The sequence below is a fragment of the Herbaspirillum lusitanum genome, from assembly GCF_046025995.1.
GTDB lineage: Bacteria > Pseudomonadota > Gammaproteobacteria > Burkholderiales > Burkholderiaceae_D > Herbaspirillum > Herbaspirillum lusitanum_A.
This window is the reverse complement of record NZ_JAQQFM010000005.1, coordinates 394,513-419,607: the sequence shown is the minus strand read 5'-3', so window position 1 is coordinate 419,607 and position 25,095 is coordinate 394,513. Positions and strand designations below refer to the sequence as shown.

Annotated in this window: 25 protein-coding genes; 12 read left to right on the top strand and 13 right to left on the bottom strand. The window is 58.5% G+C overall.

What is annotated here, in order from left to right:
* Together PQR62_RS13150 and PQR62_RS13145 are read left to right on the top strand one after the other, a co-directional pair.
* Positions 1-1,356, top strand: coding sequence for an acyclic terpene utilization AtuA family protein (locus PQR62_RS13150; protein ID WP_408158394.1), 1,356 nt, complete (start codon positions 1-3; stop codon positions 1,354-1,356).
* A 1-nt stretch (position 1,357) separates the two neighbouring features.
* Positions 1,358-1,666, top strand: a complete 309-nt coding sequence (locus tag PQR62_RS13145) for an AtuA-related protein (RefSeq protein WP_408158393.1) — start codon at positions 1,358-1,360, stop codon at positions 1,664-1,666.
* Between the two features lie 129 nt (positions 1,667-1,795).
* Here the strand turns inward: PQR62_RS13145 and PQR62_RS13140 are convergent, their stop codons facing one another.
* The 10 genes from PQR62_RS13140 to PQR62_RS13095 all read right to left on the bottom strand — a co-directional run bounded on the left by PQR62_RS13140 (position 1,796) and on the right by PQR62_RS13095 (position 11,484).
* A complete protein-coding gene (locus PQR62_RS13140; RefSeq protein WP_408158392.1) occupies positions 1,796-2,935 on the bottom strand; it encodes a radical SAM/SPASM domain-containing protein in 1,140 nt (379 codons plus the stop codon).
* Positions 2,932-3,264 carry a hypothetical protein gene (locus PQR62_RS13135; RefSeq protein ID WP_408158391.1) on the bottom strand — a complete coding sequence of 111 codons (333 nt, stop codon included), beginning with the start codon at positions 3,262-3,264 and terminating at the stop codon, positions 2,932-2,934. The genes PQR62_RS13140 and PQR62_RS13135 overlap by 4 nt, the downstream gene beginning before the upstream one ends.
* A 32-nt stretch (positions 3,265-3,296) precedes the next feature.
* A complete protein-coding gene (locus PQR62_RS13130) occupies positions 3,297-4,391 on the bottom strand; it encodes an alpha-ketoacid dehydrogenase subunit beta (RefSeq protein ID WP_408158390.1) in 1,095 nt (364 codons plus the stop codon).
* A complete protein-coding gene (locus tag PQR62_RS13125; protein WP_408158389.1) occupies positions 4,378-5,340 on the bottom strand; it encodes a thiamine pyrophosphate-dependent dehydrogenase E1 component subunit alpha in 963 nt (320 codons plus the stop codon). Before PQR62_RS13125 ends, PQR62_RS13130 begins: the two co-directional genes overlap by 14 nt.
* A 14-nt stretch (positions 5,341-5,354) precedes the next feature.
* Complete coding sequence (locus tag PQR62_RS13120) at positions 5,355-6,836, bottom strand: PfkB family carbohydrate kinase (RefSeq protein ID WP_408158552.1); 1,482 nt, start codon at positions 6,834-6,836, stop codon at positions 5,355-5,357.
* A 46-nt stretch (positions 6,837-6,882) separates the two neighbouring features.
* Positions 6,883-7,461, bottom strand: coding sequence for an SIS domain-containing protein (locus PQR62_RS13115; RefSeq protein WP_408158388.1), 579 nt, complete (start codon positions 7,459-7,461; stop codon positions 6,883-6,885).
* Between the two features lies 1 nt (position 7,462).
* Positions 7,463-8,458: an SDR family oxidoreductase gene (locus PQR62_RS13110; protein WP_408158387.1), complete on the bottom strand. Its 996-nt coding sequence runs from the start codon at positions 8,456-8,458 to the stop codon at positions 7,463-7,465.
* Positions 8,459-8,504: 46 nt separating this feature from the next.
* Positions 8,505-9,602: a radical SAM protein gene (locus PQR62_RS13105; protein ID WP_408158386.1), complete on the bottom strand. Its 1,098-nt coding sequence runs from the start codon at positions 9,600-9,602 to the stop codon at positions 8,505-8,507.
* 143 nt (positions 9,603-9,745) lie between these two features.
* Positions 9,746-10,678 (bottom strand): glycosyltransferase family 2 protein, encoded by a 933-nt coding sequence (locus PQR62_RS13100; protein WP_408158385.1) that lies wholly within the window; start codon positions 10,676-10,678, stop codon positions 9,746-9,748.
* Positions 10,679-10,698: 20 nt separating this feature from the next.
* Positions 10,699-11,484, bottom strand: a complete 786-nt coding sequence (locus PQR62_RS13095) for a glycosyltransferase family 2 protein (protein WP_408158384.1) — start codon at positions 11,482-11,484, stop codon at positions 10,699-10,701.
* A gap of 540 nt (positions 11,485-12,024) precedes the next feature.
* Between PQR62_RS13095 and purT the strand changes: the two genes are divergently transcribed.
* The 5 genes from purT to PQR62_RS13070 all read left to right on the top strand — a co-directional run bounded on the left by purT (position 12,025) and on the right by PQR62_RS13070 (position 19,317).
* Positions 12,025-13,236: a formate-dependent phosphoribosylglycinamide formyltransferase gene (gene purT / locus PQR62_RS13090; protein ID WP_408158383.1), complete on the top strand. Its 1,212-nt coding sequence runs from the start codon at positions 12,025-12,027 to the stop codon at positions 13,234-13,236.
* A 256-nt stretch (positions 13,237-13,492) separates the two neighbouring features.
* Complete coding sequence (gene nadB / locus PQR62_RS13085; protein ID WP_408158382.1) at positions 13,493-15,085, top strand: L-aspartate oxidase; 1,593 nt, start codon at positions 13,493-13,495, stop codon at positions 15,083-15,085.
* Between the two features lie 205 nt (positions 15,086-15,290).
* Entirely contained in the window at positions 15,291-15,569 is a 279-nt protein-coding gene (locus PQR62_RS13080; RefSeq protein WP_408158381.1) for a putative quinol monooxygenase, read from the top strand.
* A 394-nt stretch (positions 15,570-15,963) separates the two neighbouring features.
* Positions 15,964-18,231, top strand: a complete 2,268-nt coding sequence (locus PQR62_RS13075) for a patatin-like phospholipase family protein (RefSeq protein WP_408158551.1) — start codon at positions 15,964-15,966, stop codon at positions 18,229-18,231.
* Positions 18,232-18,321: 90 nt separating this feature from the next.
* Positions 18,322-19,317 (top strand): 2-hydroxyacid dehydrogenase, encoded by a 996-nt coding sequence (locus tag PQR62_RS13070; protein WP_408158380.1) that lies wholly within the window; start codon positions 18,322-18,324, stop codon positions 19,315-19,317.
* A 158-nt stretch (positions 19,318-19,475) separates the two neighbouring features.
* Here PQR62_RS13070 and PQR62_RS13065 read toward each other — a convergent pair whose 3' ends face one another.
* Positions 19,476-19,973, bottom strand: a complete 498-nt coding sequence (locus PQR62_RS13065; RefSeq protein WP_408158379.1) for a Csu type fimbrial protein — start codon at positions 19,971-19,973, stop codon at positions 19,476-19,478.
* 328 nt (positions 19,974-20,301) lie between these two features.
* Between PQR62_RS13065 and PQR62_RS13060 the strand changes: the two genes are divergently transcribed.
* Together PQR62_RS13060 and PQR62_RS13055 are read left to right on the top strand one after the other, a co-directional pair.
* Positions 20,302-20,433, top strand: a complete 132-nt coding sequence (locus tag PQR62_RS13060) for a methyl-accepting chemotaxis protein (protein ID WP_408158378.1) — start codon at positions 20,302-20,304, stop codon at positions 20,431-20,433.
* Between the two features lie 25 nt (positions 20,434-20,458).
* Positions 20,459-20,725 carry a hypothetical protein gene (locus tag PQR62_RS13055; protein WP_408158377.1) on the top strand — a complete coding sequence of 89 codons (267 nt, stop codon included), beginning with the start codon at positions 20,459-20,461 and terminating at the stop codon, positions 20,723-20,725.
* 54 nt (positions 20,726-20,779) lie between these two features.
* Here PQR62_RS13055 and PQR62_RS13050 read toward each other — a convergent pair whose 3' ends face one another.
* The gene (locus tag PQR62_RS13050; protein ID WP_408158376.1) at positions 20,780-21,931 is read right to left on the bottom strand and encodes a GAF domain-containing sensor histidine kinase; all 1,152 of its coding nucleotides are present in this window, start codon (positions 21,929-21,931) and stop codon (positions 20,780-20,782) included.
* A gap of 385 nt (positions 21,932-22,316) precedes the next feature.
* On the opposite strand from PQR62_RS13050, the gene PQR62_RS13045 reads away from it, so the two are divergent.
* The 3 genes from PQR62_RS13045 to PQR62_RS13035 all read left to right on the top strand — a co-directional run bounded on the left by PQR62_RS13045 (position 22,317) and on the right by PQR62_RS13035 (position 23,904).
* Positions 22,317-22,805, top strand: a complete 489-nt coding sequence (locus PQR62_RS13045) for a P-loop NTPase family protein (RefSeq protein ID WP_408158375.1) — start codon at positions 22,317-22,319, stop codon at positions 22,803-22,805.
* 128 nt (positions 22,806-22,933) lie between these two features.
* Positions 22,934-23,344: a GNAT family N-acetyltransferase gene (locus PQR62_RS13040; RefSeq protein ID WP_408158374.1), complete on the top strand. Its 411-nt coding sequence runs from the start codon at positions 22,934-22,936 to the stop codon at positions 23,342-23,344.
* Between the two features lie 95 nt (positions 23,345-23,439).
* Positions 23,440-23,904 (top strand): GNAT family N-acetyltransferase, encoded by a 465-nt coding sequence (locus PQR62_RS13035; RefSeq protein ID WP_408158373.1) that lies wholly within the window; start codon positions 23,440-23,442, stop codon positions 23,902-23,904.
* A 6-nt stretch (positions 23,905-23,910) separates the two neighbouring features.
* Here PQR62_RS13035 and PQR62_RS13030 read toward each other — a convergent pair whose 3' ends face one another.
* Entirely contained in the window at positions 23,911-24,849 is a 939-nt protein-coding gene (locus PQR62_RS13030; protein WP_408158372.1) for a DMT family transporter, read from the bottom strand.
* Positions 24,850-25,095 lie beyond the last annotated feature (246 nt).

The following is a 25,095-nucleotide window of genomic DNA, read 5'->3' as shown; positions in this document are numbered from 1 at the left end:
ATGAAGAAAATACGCATAGGCGGCGGCGCCGGTTACTCCGGCGACCGCATAGAACCGGCGGTCGAGCTGGCCGAAAAAGGCGATATCGATTATCTGATTTTCGAATGCCTGGCCGAACGCACCATCGCCATCGGCCAGCAGACGCGGCTGGCCGATCCGCAAGCCGGCTACGATCCGCTGCTGGCCGATCGCATGCACGCTGTACTGAAAATCTGCGCCGACAAAGGCATACGCATCGTCACCAACATGGGCGCCGCCAACCCCGTCGCCGGCGCTGCCAGGATCAGTGCGATTGCGCGCGAACTCGGCCTGACGGGCCTGAAGATCGCCGCCATCACGGGCGACGACGTGCTGCAGATTCTGCAAGACGGCGCATTCAATATTGAAGACAACGGCGCCCCGGTCAGCTCGCTGGGCGACTCGCTGATCTCGGCCAATGCCTATCTCGGCGCTGAACCCATCGTCGCTGCGCTGGCGGCCGGCGCCGATGTCGTCATCACCGGCCGCGTGGCCGACCCCTCGCTGGTGCTGGCGCCGCTGATGCATGAGTTCAGCTGGGCCGCCGACGACTGGGAAAAACTCGGCCAGGGCACACTGGCCGGCCACCTGCTGGAATGCGCCGGGCAGATCACCGGCGGCTACTTCGCCGACCCCGGCGTCAAGGACGTGGCGGGACTGGCGCGCCTCGGCTTCCCCATCGGCGAGATCGGGGCGGACGGCAGCATTGTCATCACCAAGGTCGAGGGCTCAGGCGGCCAGGTCACTGCTGCCACCTGCAAGGAACAATTGCTGTATGAAATTCACGATCCGCGCAGCTATTTCACGCCGGACGTGGTGGCCGATTTCTCGCAAGTCAGCATCATCGAGACCGGGCCGGATCGCGTCGCCGTCAGCGGCGGCTCGGGGCGCGCCCGCACCGGCACGCTGAAAGCCTCGCTCGGTTATCGCGACAGCTTCATCGGCGAAGGCCAGATTTCCTACGCCGGCCCCGGCGCCCAGGCGCGCGCGCAACTGGCGCTGGACATCGTGCGCGAACGCCTGCAACTGACCGGTGTACAAAGCAGCGAACTGCGTTTCGACCTGATCGGCGTCAATTCGATTTGCGGCGAACGCATGTCGGCGGCAGCCGCATCCAGACCATCTGCGGAACCGTATGAAGTGCGCGCCCGCGTCACCGGCCGCACCGCCAGCAAAAAAGAAGCGGTGCGCATCGGCAACGAAGTCGAAACGCTCTACACCTGCGGCCCGGCCGGCGGCGGCGGCGCCAGCAAATCGACGCGCGAAGTGATCGCCATGCTGTCGGCGCTGGTGCCGCGCGAACTGGTGCACGCATCCATCCATTACGAAGAGGTCTGACATGCTGTTACGCGAGATCGCGCATGCCCGCGCCGGCGACAAGGGCGACATTTCCAACATCTCGGTGATTGCCAGAAGGCAGGAAGACTACCCTTTACTGCTGAAGCTGCTCACGCCCGAACGCATCAAAAAGCATTTCGCCGGCGTGGTCGGCGGCGAGGTCGTTCGCTATGAGCTGGCGCAACTCGGCGCACTCAACTTCGTGATGCGCCAGGCCCTGGGCGGCGGCGTCACCCGCTCGCTGGCGCTGGACGCGCATGGCAAGTGTCTGAGTGGAGTGATGCTGGATATGGAGCTGAATGAAGAGTAGTTCCGACTCCAGTACACCGCATAAGGTGACACATTAAAAGTTGCTCACCGGCGAAGCCTGCAAGTACTGGGTACAAGACTTATGCAAGAGCTGGCCAGGCGCCTCATGGCAGACGACTGGCCATCTTCTTTACAGGAAGTTGTGGTGCAAAGGTTTCGGATCCATGCCTGGCTGAATCTTCTGGATACCCTTGGCATGGTTGTCCAGCGCCACGCTGACGTAATGCTGGATCGGCAGTGTGCCCATCATCGTCGGCGCATCGAACGAAGGGGAAGCCAGGTAATTCATGGCGCGCCAATAGCGTTCGGACTTCCAGATGTCCTTGAAGCGCTCTTCAGTAAAGTTGCCGATGTGCAGCTTCGAGTAACGCGCATTGAAGAACATGCCCGATGGCGCAACCAGACCGCTGCCACTGATCTGAAGAAGGAATTGCGGACCATAGAAGCGACTATAAGAGGCCTGGTCGCCATCGCGGATCTTGGACCACTTGACGATGACTTTGGTCTTGTCGTTGCTCATCGATTCGGCCTGCTCCAGCAAACCATACAGCGCTTCATATTGGCTGTAGTCGATGCCCAGCGTACCTTGTTCGTCGTCGGAGCAATGTTTGATCACGGCATAGTCGACACCGAGGTCCAGCCCCAGCTGCGCGAACGGGATGATTTCATCCTTCAAGTCCGGCATCAAGACCATCTGGATACCGAGCGTCACCGACAAGCCGAGACGGCGCTTGAGGTCAACCGCGTACTTGATGTTCTTGATGGCGCGATCGAAGACTTCGGTGTGCTCAGGCCCTTTGTACATGATGCGCGCATAGCTTTCCGGGCGGCCCGCCGCTACCGTAAAGCGTATCCAGGTCATGTGCGGCAAGATCTGGTCGACTTTCTCCGGCCCCCATTCCCAGGCGTTGGTGGCGTTGCCGACATCAATGCCGAGCGACGCCGCATGCTGGATAAATGGTACATAAGCCTTGGACAAGGTACTTTCGCCATCGGACACCAGCGACACGCTGCGTATGCCAATTTCAGCGAAATCGTCCAGCAGATTGAGCGCATGGTTGACCTTGATGCCGCTGCGTGCCTGCGACTCCTGCATCATTGCGTAGCAGAACGAACACATGGCGCCGCAGCCGCGCGTGAGCGACATATCGACACTGACCGGCGCGATGCGCTCGCCCGCTTCCCATGCCTGCACGCGGTCGTAGTGATAAGACAGCTTGTGCGAGTCGAGGATCAGCGCCCCGTCTTTGGTTTGTACGGCGTTGCTCATGACTTCACCTCGATGCCGCGCAGATTTCTCAACGAATTCTTGTCGCCCAGTGATTCACCCCAAACGGTAATGCCCTGGTCAACGGCTTGTTTTAAAAAATCCTCAAAATCCATCAGCAGTGTGCCCCGATCGGATGGGCCCAATGGCATCGCCAGACGCACGATCACCTGGCCGTCGTGCCGGGCGGAGACAACCGTCAACTGTTCTTTGAACACAGGATGCTGCGCTTGTACCGAACGATCGATACCGGAGATGCGCTCGGCATCCGAGAGGGCTGCCCAGTCGCCCGAGGGTGCGGGAGAAATGGCGGTGGCGTGGTGGAAATGCATGGCTGTACCTGTTTCTATCAGTGAAAACTCAGTTAAAACGGTCCCGAAAAATCGCGGTTGGGCACATCGTGCGGCCCGTTTCTTTGCATCGCGCTGCGTAATTTTTCCTGCACATCGGCGGACAAAGTCTTGCCCAGCGACTTCAAAACGGCATCTGCGATGGTCTGTGGCGTCGGATAGTAATGCTCCGTCATCGACGGCGCCGACGGTGTCGGAAAGTCGGGTGAGCAGACGCGCATCGGCGCCGCTTTCAAGATACTGAACGCCTGTTCCGTGACTTCGCTGATCAGCTCGCCGGCAATGCTGCCGGTCTTGTAGGCGGTATCCGCGACAACCAGACGACCGGTCTTGCGCACTGAGGCAAGTACGGCGTCCACATCGAGCGGACGGATGGAGCGCATGTCCACCACTTCAGCGCTCACACCGGCAATCGCGAGCAAGGCGCGCGCCGCGATCAATGCTTCGAAGCTCATGTACGAGAAGGCCGCTATGGTGACGTCGGCACCGTCATGGATGATTTTCGCCTTGTCCAGCGGCACACGGTAGTACTCCTGCGGCACCTCATCTTTTACGTGATGCAGCCAGCGATGTTCGATGAAGATGACGGGACTGTTGTCCTCGATCGAGGCAATCATCATGCCCTTGGCATCATAGGCAGTAGTCGGCATTACCACGCGGATGCCGGGGATCTGCGCGAACATCGCCTGCAAACTCTGCGAGTGCTGTGGCCCCTGCCCCCAGCCGCGGCCGACGATCATGCGCACCACCAGCGGGACGCTGGCTTTGCCATTGAACATGTAGTGCCACTTGGCGGCGTTGTTGACGAGCTGGTCCATCGACAACAGGGCGAAATCGACGCGTTGATGAATCATGACCGGGCGCATGCCGGCGATGGCGGCGCCGATACAGGCTCCGGTCAAGCCATTTTCCGCCAGCGGCATATCGAAAATGCGTTGCGGACCATACTTCTCGCGCAGTCCTGCGGTCGAAGTAAAAATTGCTTTTGGATCAGGCACGCCCTCGCCGATGACGATCACGCGTTCATCGCGCGCCATGGTCTGATCCAGCGCCTCACGGATCGCTTCGACGTAACTCAGTTGGCGGCCATGGGTCTCAGGCGTAGACATGGGACCTCGCATCTTCCAGCGTCGGCTTGCGCGCCGCCAAGGCGGTCGCGAAAGCCTGTTCGATTTCGCGCGCGATGACCACCTCCATCTCGGCGAAGTCGGCGGCGCTGGCGCCATGGTCGCGCAGCAAAACAGCCTTATAGCGTTCGATAGGGCAATCCTGCTTGCCTGCGGCGATTTCATCGGCCGAGCGATAGTTCAAATGGTCGTCAAAGTCGGGACCACAATGCTCACGCCAGCGATAGGCATTGAACTCAAGAAACCATGGCCCCTGCCCCTGGCGCAGATCGGCGACCGCCTTGCGTGTCATCTCGAGAACGTTTTGCACATCGTTGCCGTCGCCTTGCGCAGCCGCCATGCCGTGCGCTGCAGCGACGCGATAAATCGGTCGCTCGGGCTGGCGTTCATTGCGACGCGTGTAGACGGAAAAGTCATTGTTTTCGCACACGAACAAAATCGGCAGGCGATGCAAGGCGGCAAAATTCAATGACTCATGTACCACGCCTTCTTCAAAGCAGCCGTCGCCCAGGAACAGCACCGTGATGGTGTCTTTCTTTTGCAGCGACGTCGCCCACGCAGACCCGACCGCCAGCGGTACGGTGCCGCCCACAATCGGTGTCGACCCCATAAAGCCCACATCCATGTCGATCAGATGCATCGATCCACCACGGCCGCCGCAGCAACCGGTTTCACGACCGTAAAGTTCCGCGATCATGGCGGTCAGGTTACCGCCCTTGGCCAGATAATGGCCGTGCGCACGGTGATTGCCGTACATCTTGTCGCTCGGTTCAAGGGCGGCAACCACGCCGGTTGCGATGGCTTCCTGTCCAATGCACAGGTGCATAGGACAGCGCATCTCCTGCTCTGCATAACGATTGGCCAGCGTTTCTTCTATGCGCCGGATTCTCAGCATCGCTTGCAGCAACTCTTTTGGATTACTTTGTTTCATTTCTTGTTGTCTGCCTATTTGAGCAAGGTGGAGACGTATTTCTTCAAACCCACGGAGTCGATCGGCTCGCGGTTGCAAACAATCTGCACATCCATCGCTGCAGCCACGCTGCCGACGAAATTGGCGACATCGCAATCAAGTCCGCCCGCCAGACACAGGGCTGACAGCGACAGAAACGCGTCACCCGCGCCGATACGGTCGATCACGCGCGACGACAGCGCCGGCACGCGGGTAAAGTTGTTGTCCTTGACGTCGAACAGCACCACGCCCTTGGTCCCGCGTGTGACGGCAAAGTATTTGGCGCCGAGCTTGGCAGCGACGCCGGAGCAGACATCTTCCAGTGTGCCGTGACGATCGTGGGCTGCCAGGCGCATTTCCGGTTCGTTGAGCGAAACGAAATCGGCACGCGAATAACGATCGATCACATGGAAGCCGCGATTGCCGCTGTTGATCTGGGTGTTAACCGCCAGATAGGGGGCCTTTTCGGACAAGACCTTGACCATCTTGTCATTGATGAAGCCGTTTCCGAAATCTGCCACGATCACGACGTCGTATTCGGACAGATGGGCATTGAGCCAATCCAGCACCATTTCGCCGCCGTCGACGAAAGACGGGGACTCCTGGAAGAAATAGACTTCAAAAAACTTGGCAAGGTCGCCGTCGACAAAGCGGCGTTTGGTCACCGTCGGCGCACCCGCAAAATAAGTAAAGACCGGCTCGACATTGCTCTTGAGTTTGCCGCGGATAAATTCTTCGTGGCTGTCATATTCGCCAAGCGCACTCAGCAAGGTCACGTTCTTGACGAACTGCGACACGTGATTGGCGACCGCCAGCGAACCGCCGGCAAATTGCTCTTCGCTCTTGTGCTGCACGGCTAGCACATTGCCCTTGCCGGTCTGGCCGAGCGGCGAAACGTAATGATATTGGTCGATGATGGCGTCGCCCACCACCAGCACTTTCAGATCTGCCAGCGAGTCGATCAGCGCATGGATTTTCTTGTCGCTCCACTGGCGGCTGAAGCCTTCCAGGAAAGCGCGTGTTTCAGGAGGGAACACACCGAAATGTTCGTTCAGCAGGCTGCTGGAACTGAAGGTGATTTCATCGGTGTAGAAGATTTCACCGCCGTGCCGCTCAACCGCTTCTTTCTCGCGTGCGATATTGCCGGTGACGTCGCCGGCATGATCCCGATATTCACTGCCTTTGACATACACAGCCGGCTGCAGGCGATCCAGCAGATCGACCGCCGTCAAGGCGTAATTGATGGCGACATGGCTGACGCATTCCAGCGCGGCCAGGTTTTCAGCACGCATATGCTCGCCGAAAACCGGACGTCCCGGCCCTTTGTTGACAAACTCATCGGCCGTCACAGTCACGATCAGCACATCGCCTTCCTTGGCGGCACGTTGCAAATAGCGAATATGGCCGGTGTGCATCAGATCGAAAGTGCCATGGCACAGGACGACACGTTTTCCTTCGGCACGCAGGCCTTGTGTCACCAAGGCTAATTCATTGACAGAAAGCACTTTAGAAACGGCCATCGTCCTAGCCTCTTAATTTTTCGTTGAAACGATCTGCAATGTTATGCAGTACAAATTGATGTCCGATTTCGACAAAGCCGTAGTCGTGCGAGTCGAGCCAGAAATTGAGATCACCCATTGCACGCAGCGGGTTGGCGCGTGCGAACCCGCTCAAGGTGACAACGTGCGCCCCCTTGTCCTTGCCGACATTCACCGCATTGCGGATGTTCATGGAGTTGCCCGAGCTGCTGATGGCAATCAGCATGTCTTCAGGCTCGAGCATCTGCCCAAGCATGCGGGCGAAAGCATTTTCGTAGCCGAGGTCGTTTGCCATACAGGTAAGCAAAGAACTCTCGTGCAGCGTGGTGGCGCGTAGCTGGGCCACATTGAAAAAGTCGGTCACTGCATGTGCCGCGACAGCTGCGCTGCCGCCGTTGCCGACGATGTAGACGTTACGCCTGTTGTCGCGGATGGCGGAAAGTTTTCCGCACAGCGCGTCAATGCCATTTTCAAGAGCGATGCTGCGGCCTTCACCATCGTTCAATTCCGAACGCGCAATAACATCGCCAAACATCCGGACACGGGAAAGTAGCGTCAAAGCCATCTTATTTTCCTTCGTTGCCGAGATATTGAAACCACACCTTGGTCGCCTTATCGATACTCGCAGGATCCCATACCGGGGCATCTTTCCAGTCGTTGACGCTGGCCATCATTGTGGCCACGCCTTCTTCAAAGCTGACCTTGGCGCGCCATCCGAGCAGGCGCTCGATCTTGCCGGTATCGGCAAATGTGCAGTCGGGTTCACCCGGACGCTTGGGAATGTACTCAACAGCGCCGCCGAGCAATTCGACCAGGCGATTGACGCTGTAGTGATTGCCGCTGCCCACATTCATCGCTTCACCGCTGATGTCTGACGATGCTGCGCTCAAAAATGCGCGTGCTACATCGGTGACATAAGTAAAGTCGCGCGTCTGCTTGCCGTCGCCGACCACCGTCAGCGGGCGACCCTTGAGGATCTGTGCGAGAAACACGCCGAACACGGCGCCATATGCCCCGCTGGTGCGCGAACGCGTGCCGTAGACATTGAACAGGCGCAGCGACACCGTCGGCAGCTTGTAGACCTGTGCCCATTGCAACACCAACTCTTCCCCCATGTACTTGGTCAGCGCATAGGGATATTGCGGACGGATAGGCGCGCTTTCTGCGGTTGGATAGATATCTGGAATGCCGTAACTCGACGATGATGCCGCATAGACCAGACGCTTGACCTGATTGGAGCGCGCGCATTCGAGCACATTGAAGGTGCCCGTGACGTTGGTGCTGTAGTACTCGCCCGGCATGTCAATCGACGGCACGATATCCGCCAGGCCTGCCAGATGGAATACCCAATCGACACCCTTGAATGCAGGCGCAAGCGCAGCAGCGTCGCGGATATCGGCCTGCACGAAAGAAAAACGCGGATTGCCGGCCAAAGCTTCCAGATTCTTCAAGCGACCGGACGCCAGGTTATCGAGAGCAAGGACCTCATGACCTTCTGCAATCAGCAATGCACTGAGGTGACTACCAATAAATCCGGCGCCGCCGGTAACTAAACATTTCATATCGATGTAATCAGGCTCTGTTCAGATCAAAAATTGGGAAACGAACTCAGATGAAATTAACGTGTTCGACCAGACCTTCCTTGAGCTTGAACAAGTAACGGTTGACCTCATCCATGCGGCAATTGACACGGCATTGCTTGATATCGAGTTCGGAACGGATGTAGCGGAAATTCTCTTCGCGCTTCTTGCCTTCCCAAATCGCCTGGAACGACTCTTCATTGATATTGCCGTACATGAATTTTTTATCCAGCAGATAGGCGCTGCAACCGTAGACCTCACCGTCGGCCATCACATAGGCCCAGAAAAATGGCGTTGCATTGCATTTGGTGTAGCGGCTTTCCACTTGCGTCGACTTGATCATGGTGTTCTCACGGAACACCACCTGGAACTTGTCGTTGCTCAGCGCGCGCAGTTTTTCCGCCTGCTTGAGCGACTGGTTGTAGTTGATGTCCTGATATACGCGGGTTTCGCTGAACATGTGCTGCGAATACGGCTTGACGACCAGATAATCGAGGCCGATTTCATCGCGGCAAATCAGTGCCAGCCTTTCCATTTCGTGCGCGTTCTCGGGCAGCAGCAAGGACTGCGCGCCGATCACGCATTTCAGATCATGGGCTTTCTTGTGGGCAACTGCACGTTGCAGATTTCCGATCACGCGAGCGAAATCCTTTTCCTTGGTGCGGTGCACCTTGGCATAGGTCTCGGCAGTACCGGCATTGAGCGAGACCTTGATCCACGAAGTCAACGGCAACGAGCGCGCAATGAAGTCGTCGTTCAGCACGGTGGCGTTGGTCGTAAAGGACACATCGATGCCGGCATCCTTGGTCGCCTTCACCATCTCGTTGATCTTCTTGTGCAGCAAAGGCTCGCCTTCGCCGGCGTACATGATGCTTTTGACACCCAGGCGGCCCATCTCGGCCAGACGCTCCGAAAACAGGTCGACGTTGAGCATGTTGCTCTTGTAGCCAATATAGTCAACCGCGCAGAACGTGCAGCGATGATTGCAGGCGCCGACCGGAGATACCTCAACGTAAATGGGGTAAACCGACTTGGCCTTATCCCAGCGGTCGCCTGCGTCCAGGAATTGTGCTACCCGTTGCGGGTGATAGACAAGTTTGTGGCTATCAATTGCGTACTTATCCATGTTGTCCTTCTACCATTTATCTGCGTATCAGCGGCCCGTTCGATGCAAACAAGCCTAATGATATGTATACGGTTCAGAATCAGAAAACTGGAATCTTTCAAGCGCAGCGCGCCGATTTCCGATTCAGCTGAGCCGTTTGTGCGCTACATGTTGTTCATCAGCGTGTCGGCAGCCAGTATCACCGGTTTATATATCTGCTGAAAATTATCGGATTGCTTGGCCTGCTCCGTCACTCCCGAGAATTTCGCGTAAAACAAATTCTTGACCGCGTTGCGAAAGGTATCTGAGTCCTTGATTCGCTTGCGCAGCGTGTAGTCCGACAGATGTCGCAACAGCAGGAGCGCCATTTCAAAGGTGGCCCTTCCGGTATGGACATAAATTTCGTCTGAAGAAAGCTGGGAAGCCACTTTACGGAAACAACCGCAATATTCGTCGAGGAAATGAAATTTCTCCGGATGCATGGCAGCCATTTCGATCAGCACGTTCCAGTCGTGTCCGCGAAACTCTCCCAGCCCATCAACCGAGACCTTTTTATTTAACGAAAGATCGTAGGGAATGGCGTTTACACCGTGCTTCGGCAAAAATTCCTTGCGGAAAATGGTCGTACATAAAAAGGCGTAGTGATCGAATCCAAGCAAGGCACGGAAATCGTCGGCACCTTCCGCAAATCTGGCCCGCCATCCTGGATGCTGCAGTTCGGTAATCTGTTCTCCGTCCTGGATCGTGTATTTCCCGAAACCGACATAAGAATCGCGCTCGAGCATTTCTCCGAACAAACGCCCCATTTGTTCCGGGTAGAAGAAATCATCGCTGGACATGAACATGACGTAAGGCGTTTCGACGTATGGGTACATCGTCATGGATGAGGCAATCGCTCCGATGCTGGCCTTGTTTTCAAATACCCGGATACGCGGATTGCCTGCATGTCTGGCAAGGATGGCCGCCGTATCGTCGGTAGACGCATCATTGCAGATCAGCAATTGCCATACGGGCGAGCCTTCGGCGAAAAGCACATTGGAAATGAGGTTTTCGAGATAAATGCCGTGATTCTTGGTCGGGATGAGCGCAGTCAGCATGGATAGTGTTCAGATCAATATCAGAGAAGTTCTTGAGGCAAATCGAAACCCAGGGTTCTGAGCATCTCTTTTCGTTTGGCTTTTACTTCAGGATCGTCGATCGGCCATTTACGGTAAATGGAGAGGAAGTCCAGCGCCAGCGAGCCGTTCGATTTGGCGTCGTTGTTACGGCTCTCGCCGGCGTTGATGTGCACCACAGGTCCCGACATATCGAGAAAATTGAATTCGTATTGCTGCACCAGCGAAACCAGATAGTCCCAATCCTCATGGCTGTTCAGATTGGCATCGAAATGATGCCGCTTGGCAATTGAAGAAGACATCACAATTGTATTGTTCGGGATGAAGTTGCTGATCAGCAAGCTGGCAATGTCGGTAGCGCTGGTGTCGATCTCCGTCGACGACAGCGTTTGCATTCCCTCGGCCGAGCGCAACTCGCGCAGCTGCGTGTAGCTGACGTAATTGATGGCGTCGCCCATGAAGCGATTGCTATCGGCAATGTTTTGCAGGAAATCGCTCTGAAAGCTGTCGTCGTCGTCCAGAAATAGAACGTAGCGTCCTTTGGCGTGATGGACGCAGGCATTGCGCGTCTCCGCCGGCCCTTTTGTATGCGGCAGGACCAGAAAGATATCGTGCTCACGCAGGTAGGTGGCTGCAGCGGCCTTGGTCTCAACACTGCCTTCATCCGTCACCAGGACGATTTCAAAATCGGTGCAGGTCTGGGCCAGCAACGAGTTCAACGCACGCGCAAGAAGCTGCGGCCTGCGGTGTGTCGTCACAACGATAGAAAACAAGGGTGCTACTTTCATGTTCAGCTGGAATCCATGTATCGGCGGTCATCCCCCCCGGTGCCATCGTCGACGGTGAAAATGCATGATGTCTGCCAGGTTTGTACTCAGTTCTACAGCAAACCGGCCCATATATATTGAAAGAGAGGTTCGGCCGCGTTGCCGCCGGCAAGAAATACGCCGACACTAAGCTATGTTGCCGCAATCTTAATTCGGTCGAAGGTGCTGCAAAGTGGCGGTAACAGGTCAAATCCGGTACCTGATCTTCTTTTGCCTGAATTTTAGTCACCAATTACCCGAAAATTTCGCAAAACCGAACAAGATATCTGCGCCTGGCCTCTGAGATTTGACAAAGGCATGCCGTAAAAAAAGCGCCCCATCCCGATTGCATGCTCATTGGCAGTCTGCACTGCCATATCCCATGAATGACATCGCGTCGCAGGCATCGTCCGGCCGGCCCCTCTGCTCGCCGATACGGGACCGGCAACTCGATTCCCGCTGTCCAAAACCTGCAAGATTTGGTATCGTCGCGCGATTGATGAATTTCAGGCCTATTTTGTTATGACTAAGACAACCCGCCTCGGCACCCCGCTCTCTCCTTCCGCCACCAAAGTGATGCTGCTCGGCTCCGGCGAGCTCGGCAAGGAAGTGATCATCGCTCTGCAGCGTCTGGGGGTGGAAGTGATTGCGGTGGATCGCTATGAAAATGCCCCCGGCCATCAGGTCGCGCATCGTTCGTATGTCATCAACATGACCGACGGCGCGGCGCTGGCTGCACTGATCGAAAAAGAGCAGCCGCATCTGGTGGTGCCCGAGATCGAGGCGATTGCCACCGAGACGCTGGTCGAGCTGGAAAAGGCAGGCAAGGTCAATGTGATTCCAACCGCACGCGCCGCCTGGCTGACCATGAACCGCGAAGGCATCCGCCGTCTGGCCGGCGAAACGCTGAGCCTGGCGACTTCGCCTTACCGCTTCGCCGACAGCCTCGACGAACTGAAGGCCGCGATCCAGCAGATCGGTTATCCCTGCGTGATCAAGCCGGTAATGTCTTCGTCCGGCAAAGGCCAGTCCAAGATCGACGGCCCGGATGAAATCGAAGGCGCGTGGAATTATGCCGCCGCCGGCGGCCGTGTCGATGCCGGTCGGGTGATCGTCGAAGGCTTCATCGATTTCGATTATGAAATCACGCTGCTGACCGTGCGCTCGCTGAACGAAAACGGCGACACCATCACCAGCTTCTGCGACCCCATCGGTCACGTGCAGGTCAAGGGCGATTACGTCGAATCCTGGCAGCCGCATCCCATGCCGTCAGGCGCGCTGGACAAGGCGCGCGACATCGCACGCAAGGTCACTGAAAACCTCGGCGGTCTGGGCCTGTTCGGGGTTGAACTGTTCGTCAAGGGCGACATGGTCTGGTTCTCCGAAGTCAGCCCGCGTCCGCACGACACCGGCATGGTGACCATGGTCAGCCAGGTTCAGAGCGAGTTCGAACTGCACGCCAAGGCCATCCTCGGTCTGCCGGTCAACACCGCGCTGAGAACGCCGGGTGCATCCGCCGTGATCTATGGCCAGCATGATGCGCGCGCCATCGCCTTCGACGGCGTGGCCGAAGCGCTGCGTATCCCGGGCGTGGATATTCGTCTGTTCGGCAAGCCTGAGTCCTTCCAGCGCCGCCGCATGGGCGTGGCGCTGGCAGCGGCTGAAGACATCGAATCGGCACGCATCCGCGCCAAGCAGGCGGCGGCAAAAGTGAAGCCGGTGATTCCGGGCTGATTCCGGACTGATTCCCGCCGCTCCAGGCAGGGATTCACCGACGCACTGAAGAAAGGCCGCCCGCGCGGCCTTTTTTGCGTCCTCTGCTTTTGCACTATCGACGACAGACGACGATGGCGCCGGAATGCCTCACGACCAGCCATTCGCAGCGCTCGGTATAATCGTCGCTTCATTGCCTTTGTTTCATCAGTTTTCATTCAGATCTTATCCGCCCTTCGTTCCCCCATCCGTTCAACGTCAAAAGATTAAAACGATCATGAAATTCGATGTCGCCATCATCGGCAGCGGCCTGGCAGGTCTGTCGGTTGCTCTTCACCTCGCACACACACAGAAGGTCGTCATCGTCTCCAAGGGCGAACTGCTGGACGGCGCCAGCAACTGGGCGCAAGGCGGCATCGCGGCGGTGCTGGATTCGGGCGACAGCCATGATCAGCACATCTCCGACACCCTGATCGCCGGCGCCGGTCTGTGCGATGAAGCTGCGACCCGCTTCATCGTCGAACACGGCCGCGAAGCGATTGAATGGCTGATCGAACAAGGCGTGCCTTTCACGCGCGACGATCAGGCCGAACTCGGCTATCACCTGACGCGTGAAGGCGGCCACAGCCAGCGCCGCATCATCCACGCCGCCGATGCCACCGGACATGCGGTGCAGGTGACGCTCGAACAGCAGGTGCGCGCGCATCCCAACATCACGCTGCTGGAACATCACTGCGCCATCGACGTCATCAGCAGCAAGAAGCTGGACGCCGGCAGCGAACCGCGCTGCCTCGGCGTATATGTGCAAGACATCAAGGCAGACAAGGTGCTCACCATCGCTGCGCAGCACACCGTGCTGGCCACCGGCGGCGCCGGCAAGGTGTATCTCTACACCTCCAATCCGGACTCGGCGACCGGCGACGGCATCGCCATGGCCTGGCGCGCCGGCTGCCGCGTTGCCAATATGGAATTCATCCAGTTCCACCCGACCTGCATGTATCACCCTTACGCCAAGTCATTTCTGATCAGCGAAGCGCTGCGCGGCGAAGGTGCGCTGCTGAAGCTGCCGCAATCGGCCGGCGCCGCCGCCGGCAAGCGCTTCATGCCGGAACATGACGAGCGCGCCGAACTGGCGCCGCGCGACATCGTGGCGCGCAGCATCGATTTTGAAATGAAGAAGCGCGGACTGGATCACGTCGATCTCGACATCAGCCATCAGCCGCCGGAATTCATCAAGGAACATTTCCCGACCATTCAGGCACGCTGCCTGGAATTCGGCATCGACATCACCAGGCAGCCGATCCCGGTGGTGCCTGCCGCGCACTACACCTGCGGCGGCGTGGTGACCGACATGGCCGGCCGCACCGACCTGCCCGGCCTGTATGCGGTCGGGGAAACCGCATACACCGGCCTGCACGGCGCCAATCGTCTGGCCAGCAATTCGCTGCTGGAATGCCTGGTACTGGGCCGCGCCGCAGCGCGCGATATCGAGCAGCAGGCGATACAGGAGCAAGCCGATCTGCCCGACTGGGATGAAAGCCGCGTCAGCGACGCCGACGAAGAAGTGGTGATCGCGCATAACTGGGATGAATTGCGGCGCTTCATGTGGAATTACGTCAGCATCGTGCGCACCGACAAGCGCCTGCAGCGCGCCCAGCATCGCATCCGCCTGCTGAAGGAAGAAATCGATGAGTACTATGCCAACTTCCGCATCACGCGCGATCTGCTGGAGCTGCGCAATCTGGTCGATGTGGCTTCGCTGATCGTCAACAGTGCGCTGGAGCGCAAGGAAAGCCGCGGCCTGCATTTCAGCCGCGATTATCCGCAGACCCTGCCGCGCGCCACGCCTACCGTTCTGGCCGGGCAATAGCCGGGCGCAGCGGCAGCCTTCACCGGCCGCAGTTCTGAACCGATGGGCAAGGCGGCCGGTCGAACCTGTTTCAGCGATGCTGCGCCCCTTGCAGCGCAGCATCGAATCCGCTTGCAGGCCGGCGCTTACGGCGGTTAGGATTTTTGCAGACCGTTTACGGCATGCGCAGGCATGTGCAATTTTCAATGTGCAGACAGAGGCCATCATGAGCATCACTCGTATCAACAGTTTCCATGCCCGTGAACGACGCAGCGCAGAACTCAAGGACTTTCTGATGGATATCCTGCCCGATATCCGCGCCTCGGCAGGCTGCCTGTCCTGCGAACTGCTGCAAGACCACGCCGACCCGACCCGCATCGTGATCCTGGAAGTCTGGGATAGCGTCGAAGCGCACCGTGCATCGCTGCGCCAGGTACCGCCGGAAAGCATACGTCACGCCAAGGAGTTTCTGGCCGAGCCGCCGGTCGGCGCGTATTACTCCTGAGCCTGCGAAAACGCTTGCGCCGCAGGTCGCTCAAGCCTGAATGCTTGCCCGCAGCCGTACAGTTTTCCTTGCCGGCCCACTCCCCAAACCCTCTCCCGCTCCGAATCAGGCCGCCGGCCATTGCGCTGCAACAGCCGCACTGGTTTAATATGCGTCGTCCGTCCGCAAGTCATGCCGGCCGGAAAAATCACAAGAAAATTAACGACATGAGCGCCGCCTGTGGCGAGCGCTCGCTCAACTCAGGGCGCCTGCCGTGCATCCGTTTTCATTCGTCATTCCCGTCCGCCAAGCTTGCCTTTCACTGCTGGCGCTGACCGTCATCGTTCCGGCGCTGGCATCAGCGCAAAGCCTCATTGCGGCTGATGCCTCAACGGCGAACGCTCCAGCCACGCGGCTGCTGATACAACAACCGCTGGCAGCGGGTTCCATCACTGCGGCTACCGGCAGCGCCGTCACGACGACTGTGCCGGCCTCGACTTCGGCGATACCACATCGGCCGCGCATAGGCCTGGTGCTGTCGGGCGGCGGCGCGCGCGGTTATGCGCATCTGGGCGTGCTGCAATATCTGGAAAAACTGCATGTGCCGGTCGATTACATCGCCGCCACCAGCATGGGCGCGCTGATCGGCGGCCTGTATGCCACCGGCATCTCGGCCGAGGATCTCGAGCGTCGGCTGTCGCAGACCAATCTGAGCGATATCGCCTTTGACCGCAACGAACGTTCGCGCCTGCCGCAATCACAGCGCGAAGACGATTTTCAATATCCGATCTCGATTGCCGCCGGCTACGACGAGGGCAAACTCAAGCTGGCTTCCGGTCTGGTACAGGGCAATAACCTGCTGGCGCTGCTGCAGAACTGGACCACGCAACTGCCGGCCAACATCGACTTCGGCAAGTTGCCGATTCCGTTCCGTGCGATTGCCACCGATCTCAGCAAGGGCACGGAAGTGGTGCTCGACAAGGGCTCTCTGCCGCGCGCCATGCGCGCCAGCATGGCCGTGCCGGGCCTGTTTGCCCCCTTCAGAATCGGCGACACCGTGCTGGTCGACGGCGGTCTAGTCAGCAATCTGCCGGTGCAGGATGCACGCGAGATGGGCGCCGACATCATCATCGCAGTCAACATCGCCACCCCGCTGCAGGATGCATCGGCACTGCAATCGCCGACCGCCGTGGCACAGCAGATGGTGGGCATCCTGATCCAGCAGAACGTGAAGGCGCAGAAGGCGCTGCTGAACGGCAAGGATGTCTTGATCGAACCGGATCTGAGCGGCATGTCCTTCACCGACTTTGCGCGCGGCAAGGATGGCGTCAATGCCGGCTGGGAAGCGGCGCAGCAGCAGAATGCGCGACTGACCCAGCTGTCGCTCGCGCCGGAGCAATGGCAGGCCTATCTGGCCGCCCGCAATGGCGGGGGCAGCAGCGGCAGCAATATCGCGCTGGCGCAGAACACGCGCATCGACGCCATCGAGATCAAGACCAGCGGCCGCATTCCGCCGTCCTTTGTGCGCAGCCGCTTGCAGGTAAAGGAAGGCGAGGTCTACGACGGCCATGCCATCAATCAGCAGTTGTCGCAGCTTTCCACCAACGGCGACTTCAACACCGTGACGCAGGAGATGGTGCGGCGGGATGGGCGCAATGTGCTGGTGGTGGATGCCGAAGAAAAATCCTGGGGCCCGCAATATCTGTTGTTCGGCCTCGGTGTTTCCAACAACTTCAACGGCCGCGGCGGCTTCAATCTGCAGATCGGCCACCGCTATCCCTGGATCAATCAGAGCGGACTCGAATGGCGCAACGATCTGGTGCTGGGCAACCAGCGCGCCAGTCTGCAAAGCGAATTGCGGCAGCCGGTGTTCGGCAATTCCGGCATGTATGTGGCGCCCTATGTTGAAATCAGCCGGCGCTATTTCGACTTTTATCCCGACGGCAGCGACGCCAAGGCCACGCCGCTGACGCAATATCGCATCGACTCCGCCATCGGCGGCGTCGATCTGGGTCTGCCGCTGGCGCGCCTGGGCGAATTGCGGCTGGGCGTGAATTATCAGCACATCAAATACACTCCGGCTTACAACCTCACCAGCGGCTCGGTCTCGCTCTACGATGCGGCGCAGACCACGCAACCGGTGGCGCGGCTGCGGCTGACGCTGGACCAGCTCGACGATCCGCTGTTCCCGCGCAAGGGTTACTACGTCTACGCCGAAGCCAATCGCGGACTGGGACAGGACGACAATCGCTACAGCGATATCCAGGCCGAAACGCTGTGGGCCTTCAGCCACGGCCGCAATACCCTGAATCTGGCATTGCAAGCGGCCACCAGCCTGTCAGCCAACAATGCCGGCCTGGGCTTTTCCCTGGGTGGATTTCAGCACTTGTCGGCCTACGCAACGGATCAGTTCTACGGCAACTATCTGCTGTACGGCCGTGTCACCTATCTGCGCGACTTGAATGAATACAGCTTGCCGGGCCTGCGTAATCCGGTGCTCGGCACCAGTCTGGAAGCCGGTAACGTCTGGCAGAACCGCAGCGCCTTCGGCGATGGGCCGTACAAAAAGAGCATCAGCGTATTCGTCGGCGGCGGCAGCGCCATCGGCCCGCTCTACCTGGGCGTGGCGCTGGGCCAGCAAGGCGTCTGGAATCTCTACCTGCAGCTGGGGCGGGTGTTTTAGCGGGTGCCGGATGTATATGGGTATGCGAAACTCACAGAACCACAACACGCTCACAAATTCGCTGGCCCATCATTCTCGGGAACACAGACCATGAAAACCGCAGTATTCAGCACCCGGCGCTACGACCAGACCTTGCTCTCGCGCGCCAACAGCGACGGTGCGCACGAACTGCTGTTTCTGCAAGACCGCCTCAGCCTGTCCACCGCCCCGCTGGCTGCAGGCTGCGAGGCCGTATGCATCTTCGTCAATGACGATGCCAACGCCGAGGTACTCGCGCAACTGGCCCGTCAGGGCACGCGGCTGGTGCTCACGCGCTCTACCGGATACAACCATATCGACGCAGCCGCAGCCGCCAGCGTGGGTATTACGGTCATGCGGGTGGCCGACTATTCGCCCTACTCGGTCGCCGAATTCGCGGTCGGACTGCTGCTGGCGGTCAACCGGAAAATCGCGCGCGCCAGCATGCGCACGCGGGAAGGCAATTTTGAACTCGACGGCCTGATGGGTTTTGATCTGCACGGCAAGACGGTAGGCGTGATCGGCACCGGCAAAATCGGCACGATCTTCGCACGCATCATGGCCGGTTTCGGCTGCCAACTGCTCGGCCATGATGTACACCACAACCCGCAATTCGAAGCACTGGGCGGACGCTATCTCGATGTTCCTCAATTGCTGGCGGCCAGCGATGTGGTGTCCTTGCATTGCCCGCTTATCGAAGCGACACAGCACCTCATCAACCGGCGGTCGCTGGCGGCCACGAGGCCGGGTTGCATTCTGGTCAACACCAGCCGCGGTGGCCTGATCGACACGGAAGCGGCCATCGAGTCGCTCAAGAGCGGACATTTACGCGGACTGGCGATTGATGTCTACGAGCAGGAAGCCAGCCTATTCTTCCAGGACCTGTCCTCCACCATCATCACCGACGATGTGATCCAGCGGCTGGTGTCCTTCCCCAACGTGATTGTCACCGGCCACCAGGCATTCTTCACCGAAGAAGCCATCGGACAGATCATGCAGACCACCATCCGCAACCTGTCGGATTTCTGCGGCGGCATGCTGCCTGAGGATCGCCTTGTGCGGGCTTGATTGCGTTGATCTTCCGCGTTCGAAAGCAATATTTCCCGATATGATCCGGCCTGATCGCGGGCCACGGAGAGCGACAGCGCAGACGCCAACAAAAATGCCGCTCAGTGTTTAACTGAGCGGCATTTCTGTTTAAAGCGAAGTTAATTCAGCGGAGCGACTTAGTAAGTCAGTGTGACAGTCACGGTGTCGGTGTAAGTGCCTGCCAGCGGAGTCTGAGCCGAAGCGATACGGCCGTAGACCGTCAGATTCTGCAGCAGGCCGCTGCCGGTGCCGGCCTGGGTATCGGTGCCGATGGTCGAACCCCAGTTGTTGGTGCGGCCCGAATCGCGATACAGCGCGTAGTTCAGTGTGCCGCCGCCGCTGCCGGTCATCTTGCGTGCTGCGGTGGTAGCGCCGGTGCCTGCACCTGCGTCCAGGCCAACGTTGTAAGTGGTGCCGTTGGTGCACAGCACGGCGATGTTGCCGGTCTGATCGACTTGCGTCGAGCTGTAGGCGCCGAAGGCGATAGTGGAGCCCACCACGGTGCAGGAGGCTAGCACCGAGGCGCTGATGATCAAGGAGCCGGTTGCAGTCGCGGCGAAAGTCGGAGCACTGGTTGCCAGCAGCAGAGCGGCGGCGGAAGCACAAACGAAGCGATTTTTCTTGGCAAAAAACATTTTATTCTCCCGATTTTCCCGACTCCCCGATCTCGCCCCTTGCGAGAACTTGTTTGCAGCGGGTATGGACACACTTTAATTTTTGACAGCACTTTGGTGAATCAGGGCCTTCCCTAGTCCACCGCCGAACTTCATCAGGAAAAACCTGAGCTGATGCAAATAGCCACAGAACGGGATAGAAATAGGTGCCGACCGGCAAGATTCACGTCGAATTTCAAGAAAACTGGGCGCAATCAAGAAAAGCACGGTCAAGGAAATGTGAGAACGGCGTCACCGCACGCCGACAAGCTCACAAAAACCGGCGTGGGAATATTGTCGTTACGCACAGATGAGTGAAATCGACAGCGCGGTGCATCGCATGGCGGAGATCGTCACCACCATCGAGCGCATCGCGGCACAGACCAACATCCTCGCCATGAATGCCTCAGTCGAAGCGGCGCGCGCGACATCAAGACGCTGATCATCGATTCACTGAAGAAGGTTCCATGCTGGCGACCCACGCCGGGCAATCGATGCGCGAGGTGGTCAGCGGCGCCAGCGACGTCGCGCGCCTGATCGATGGAATCAGTCAGGCCAGCAAGGCACAGAGCCCCGACACTGTGGAGTTCAGCCACGGCATGAAAGAACTGGAAAAAGGCATGGAGATCGATACCGAGAACGTCGGGCAAGTTGCTTCAGCCTCGGACAATCTGTCGGCACAGGCGCAGGCGCTCAGAGATTCCCTGTCGGTGTCTCTGAGCGCCAGGCACTGAGATTTTATGCTGCGGTACGGGCTGATTCGTCGAATCGGTTCGATCCGAACGGTGTCAGCAGGGAATGCGCATCGAGAACACGGTGCGCTCTGCTTCAGAATTCACCTGCACCGTGCCGCCGTGAGAGCGTGCGATTTCCGAGACGATGAACAAGCCAAGTCCCAGCCCCTCGGAATTGTTTTTCAGGCGCGTGAAGGCCTCAAACAAGGCGCCATGCTGATCGGCCGGAATCGGCTTGCCGGCATTTTCCACCGCCAGCTCGAACCAGCTGCCGATCTTGACGCCGGTCACAATGACCGGGCTGCTTTCGTCGCCATGCGCCAGCGCGTTCTTCAGCAGATTCGACAAGGCCTGCCCCAGCCTGCCGGGGTCGCATTGCAGCTCGATCAGCGAGGGAAATTTGACGATGATTTCACGCTCGGGATAAGCGCTTCGGAGTTCGCTGATCACATGCTCGAACACGCCCAGCATGTTGTGTTCGAACTGCATCACGGCAGGAATGCCGCCGGCCATGCGGCCGCGCGTGAAATCCAGAATATCGTTGACCATGCCCGACATGCGCAGCGCACTGCGACGCACGCGACCGACGATAGACATGGCCTTTTCGTCCAGCGACATTTTCTCCAGCACCGAGGCGCCGAGCAGGATCGAATTGATGGGATTGCGCAGATCGTGACCCAGCACACCGACAAAGGTTTCACGCAGTTCCGAGGCCACCTTTTCATCCACCAGCGCCTGATTCATCACGGCCAGATCGCGCGCGCCATTGCGGCTCAGCGTCGCAAATTCCTCACGTTCATTGACCAGGCTATGGCTGTCTTTCAACTGCAGGGAAATGAGTTCGGCCAGCATGCCGAGGCTGGCGATGGTCTTAGGATCGGAGATCTCGCGCTCGACCGAATCGATGCCGCACAGACTGCCGAAATACTCGCCGTTCTCACGGATCAGCGGGATCGAAAAATAGCTTTCGAACTGATAGATCTTGGGCGTGATGTGATCGGAATAAATCGGATCGCGGCTGACCGCATCGATGACCACCGGTGCCAGGCGTTCGCGCACATCCTTGCAGATGGTGGTGGAGAGAATCAGATCGTCGCCGGCACGCAGGCCGAAATTGAGATCGTCCTTGACGGCGCAGGCAGTCCAATGCTCATCCGTGACTCTGGCCACGCAGACAAAACGAAGTTTTGTCAGAAAGGAAACCATATCAAGTATCTTGGGAACAGCCTCAAGAGACTGAATCAGCAGGACGTCACCGGCAGTTGCGAAGCTCATTCGTTGACTTTGTACAAAAGGTGGGAGAGTTATTCGTGGACGATGCTTGAATTGCACGTCTTTTTTGCTTTGTATTCTATACGCAGATTCTCTTTGCACTGCATTAAACCGAACATACTTTGATTATCAATATTAATAAAATCGATAGCATCGCCCTATAACACTTGCTCGCAAGCATTTTTCACTGAACGCTGCAGACCGGCACAAGTTTAATGAGCAATTGGCCATACATGCCGCGCGAGAATGTTGCTGCGATACATTAAAATTCTGCAGTCCTGGTCCCGCTTGCAAGTCACAATCCCCATTCTCCATGAATATGCGCACATCCCGAACCATCATCATCGGCAATTCCGGCTCCGGCAAAAGCTGGCTGGCTGAGCGCATTGCGCGCCGCCACGATGCGCCGTGGATCGATCTGGACCGCATCCATTGGCAGGCGGATGGCTACAATCTGCCGCGCGACAGGGATCAGGCCATGGCCTTGACCAAGACCGCTGCCGCCGGAGATGCATGGGTGATTGAAGGCATTTACGGCTGGCTGGTGGAGCAGATCACGGCACGCGCCGATGGACTGATCTGGCTGTGCACGGACGAACAGGAATGCGTCGCCAATATTCGCCGGCGCGGCAAGCGCAATGGTGCGACAGCGGCGGGTTTCGAGGCTTTGCTGAGCTGGTCGTCCACATATCGCTCGCGCGAAGGTTCGAGTTCGTTCACCGCGCATCAGCGCTTGTTCGACACATTCACGGCTACCAAAATATGTTTGCGTGACCGGGAAGAAATCACGCGCTTCGCCGGAGAATGATCATCCCAATGCGATCCGCTGCTATACGCCGATGAACTGGACCCGAAACACCGAAGCCATCCCTCTCTGCCCGCCTTGCAGACTGTCGCATAATTGCCGGCTCAGCCTCATTTGATTGGACATCGACCATGAATTACCAGCTCAGAGAAACCGTCCCCGAGATCGAGGATTACATCAACATCCGACTGGCCGCCGGGATGAGCAGGAAGTCGCCGCAAGCGGCCGCCATCGGTCTGAAAAACGGTTTGTTCAGCGTCGTCGTTTATGCCGAGGATGTGCCGGTCGGCATCGGCCGCATCATCGGCGACGGCGGCTGCTTCTTTGAAGTGGTGGATATCGCGGTGCTGCCGCAGCATCAGAAAAAAGGACTGGGTCACATGATCATGCAAAGGCTCATGCAATACATTCATGCTACCGCCCTGCCGACCGCGTATGTCAGCCTGATGGCGGATCATGGCACGCCGGAGTTTTACCGCAAATACGGTTTCGAAGCATCGCTGCCGCCGAAGAAGGCAGGCATGTCTCTGCGCATCAGCTAGGGCCACAACATATCGCATCGCCGGCCCGAATCGCGGTGCCGCTACGGACACCATCACACCACGAAAGGCAGCCCACAGGAATGCAAGCAGCAACCATGACAGAAATCCGCCACGCCCGTTTTCCCGACGATCTCGACGCGGTGATCTGCATCTTCCGCGAATACATTGCGAGCGTCAGCGTCAGTCTCGCGTTTCAGGATTACGAGAGCGAATTCGCCGCCTTGCCGGGAAAATATGCGCAGCCTGCAGGCCGTCTGCTGCTGGCCTGGCGTGCAGATGAAGTGGTCGCTTGCGTGGGTCTGCGCCAGGTGGATGAAAGCAGCTGCGAGATGAAGCGCGTGTATGTACGCCCTGCCGCGCGCGGCGAAAATCTGGGACGCCGTCTGGTCGAGCGCATTCTGCAGGAAGCGCGCAGCGCCGGTTATGCGCGCATGTGTCTGGATGTGTTGCCGGAGTTCGCCGCCGCACAAAAAATCTATGCAGAGTTCGGCTTCAGCGAAGCGCCCGCCGTGACCTTCAATCCGGTGCCCGGCACCCGCTTTCTGGCGCTCGATTCATAGACTTGCTCAGCGCTTGCTGCCGGTCTGCGCGGTCTTTTCGGTCTTTGCTGTCTTGATGATTTTCTTCAGCTTCAGCTCGCCGATGATATTCGCGCACACGATCAGCAATGCGCCGACCGCGGCCAGCGGGGTGATTCTTTCGCCGGCAATGGCGCCGACCAGCCCGGCCCAGATCGGTTCGCCGGCGTAGATCAGCGTGGCCTTGGTCGCCGCAATACGCTTCTGCGCCCAGTTCATCACGTATTGAATGATGGCACTCATGACGCCCAGCGCGATTGCGCTGCCCACATAAAGCAAGTTCAGCTCCGGTGTCGGCTCGCGGGATATCAGCGCGCCGCCCAATGCCAGAAGCGAAGCAGTGGCCAGTTGCACCACCGTCACGCGCACGATATTGAGGCCGGGCGCTACCCGGCTGATCAATAGAATCTCGGCTGCAATCGCCACCGCACCCAGCATCGTCAAGAGATCGCCGGAACTGATGCCGGAAGCGACGCCATCCGGCCCCGTAATCAGGACCAGCCCGACGAAGGCGATACCGACCGCGATCCACGCCATCAGCGACGGCCGCTGCCGCAACACCAGCCATTGCAGAATCGGCACGAAGGGAACATAAAAGGCCGTGATGAAGGCAGAACGACTGCTGGAGATGCTCATCAGACCGTAAGTCTGCAAGCTATAGCCGCCGAAAATGCTGACGCCGATCAGCGCACCTGCGGCCAGTTCTGCGCGAGTCAGTCCACGCACCTGACGAAAAAAGATCAGACCCGGCAGCAGCGCGGCGACGCCGAAACGCATGCCGACAAACAACAGCGCGCCACTGGCTGCGACGGCGTTATGCACGATCAGAAAGGTGGCGCCCCACATGCAGGTGATGGTGATCAGCGCCAGTTCCGGCGCGCCGATGGCAGGTGCTGCCTTGGTTTCAATGCGGTTGTCCTTGCTCATTTCTCCGTGCGTCGGCTTTATGCAAGCCGCCCTGCATTCATTCAATATTCAAGCGCCGGATCATACCGCTTTTGCAGAAGCCGGGCAGACCCGGGCATGCTCAACGGCAGCACTCGGCGACACTTGCACGAGCGCACCATTTCATACACGCACGCCCTCGGCATGTGCTGCAGCGTGCACCATCAGCGCGCTTGATCAAGTGCAATAAATGTGTCCCAAGCTTGCGCGCAGTGCAGGCAAAGGCCG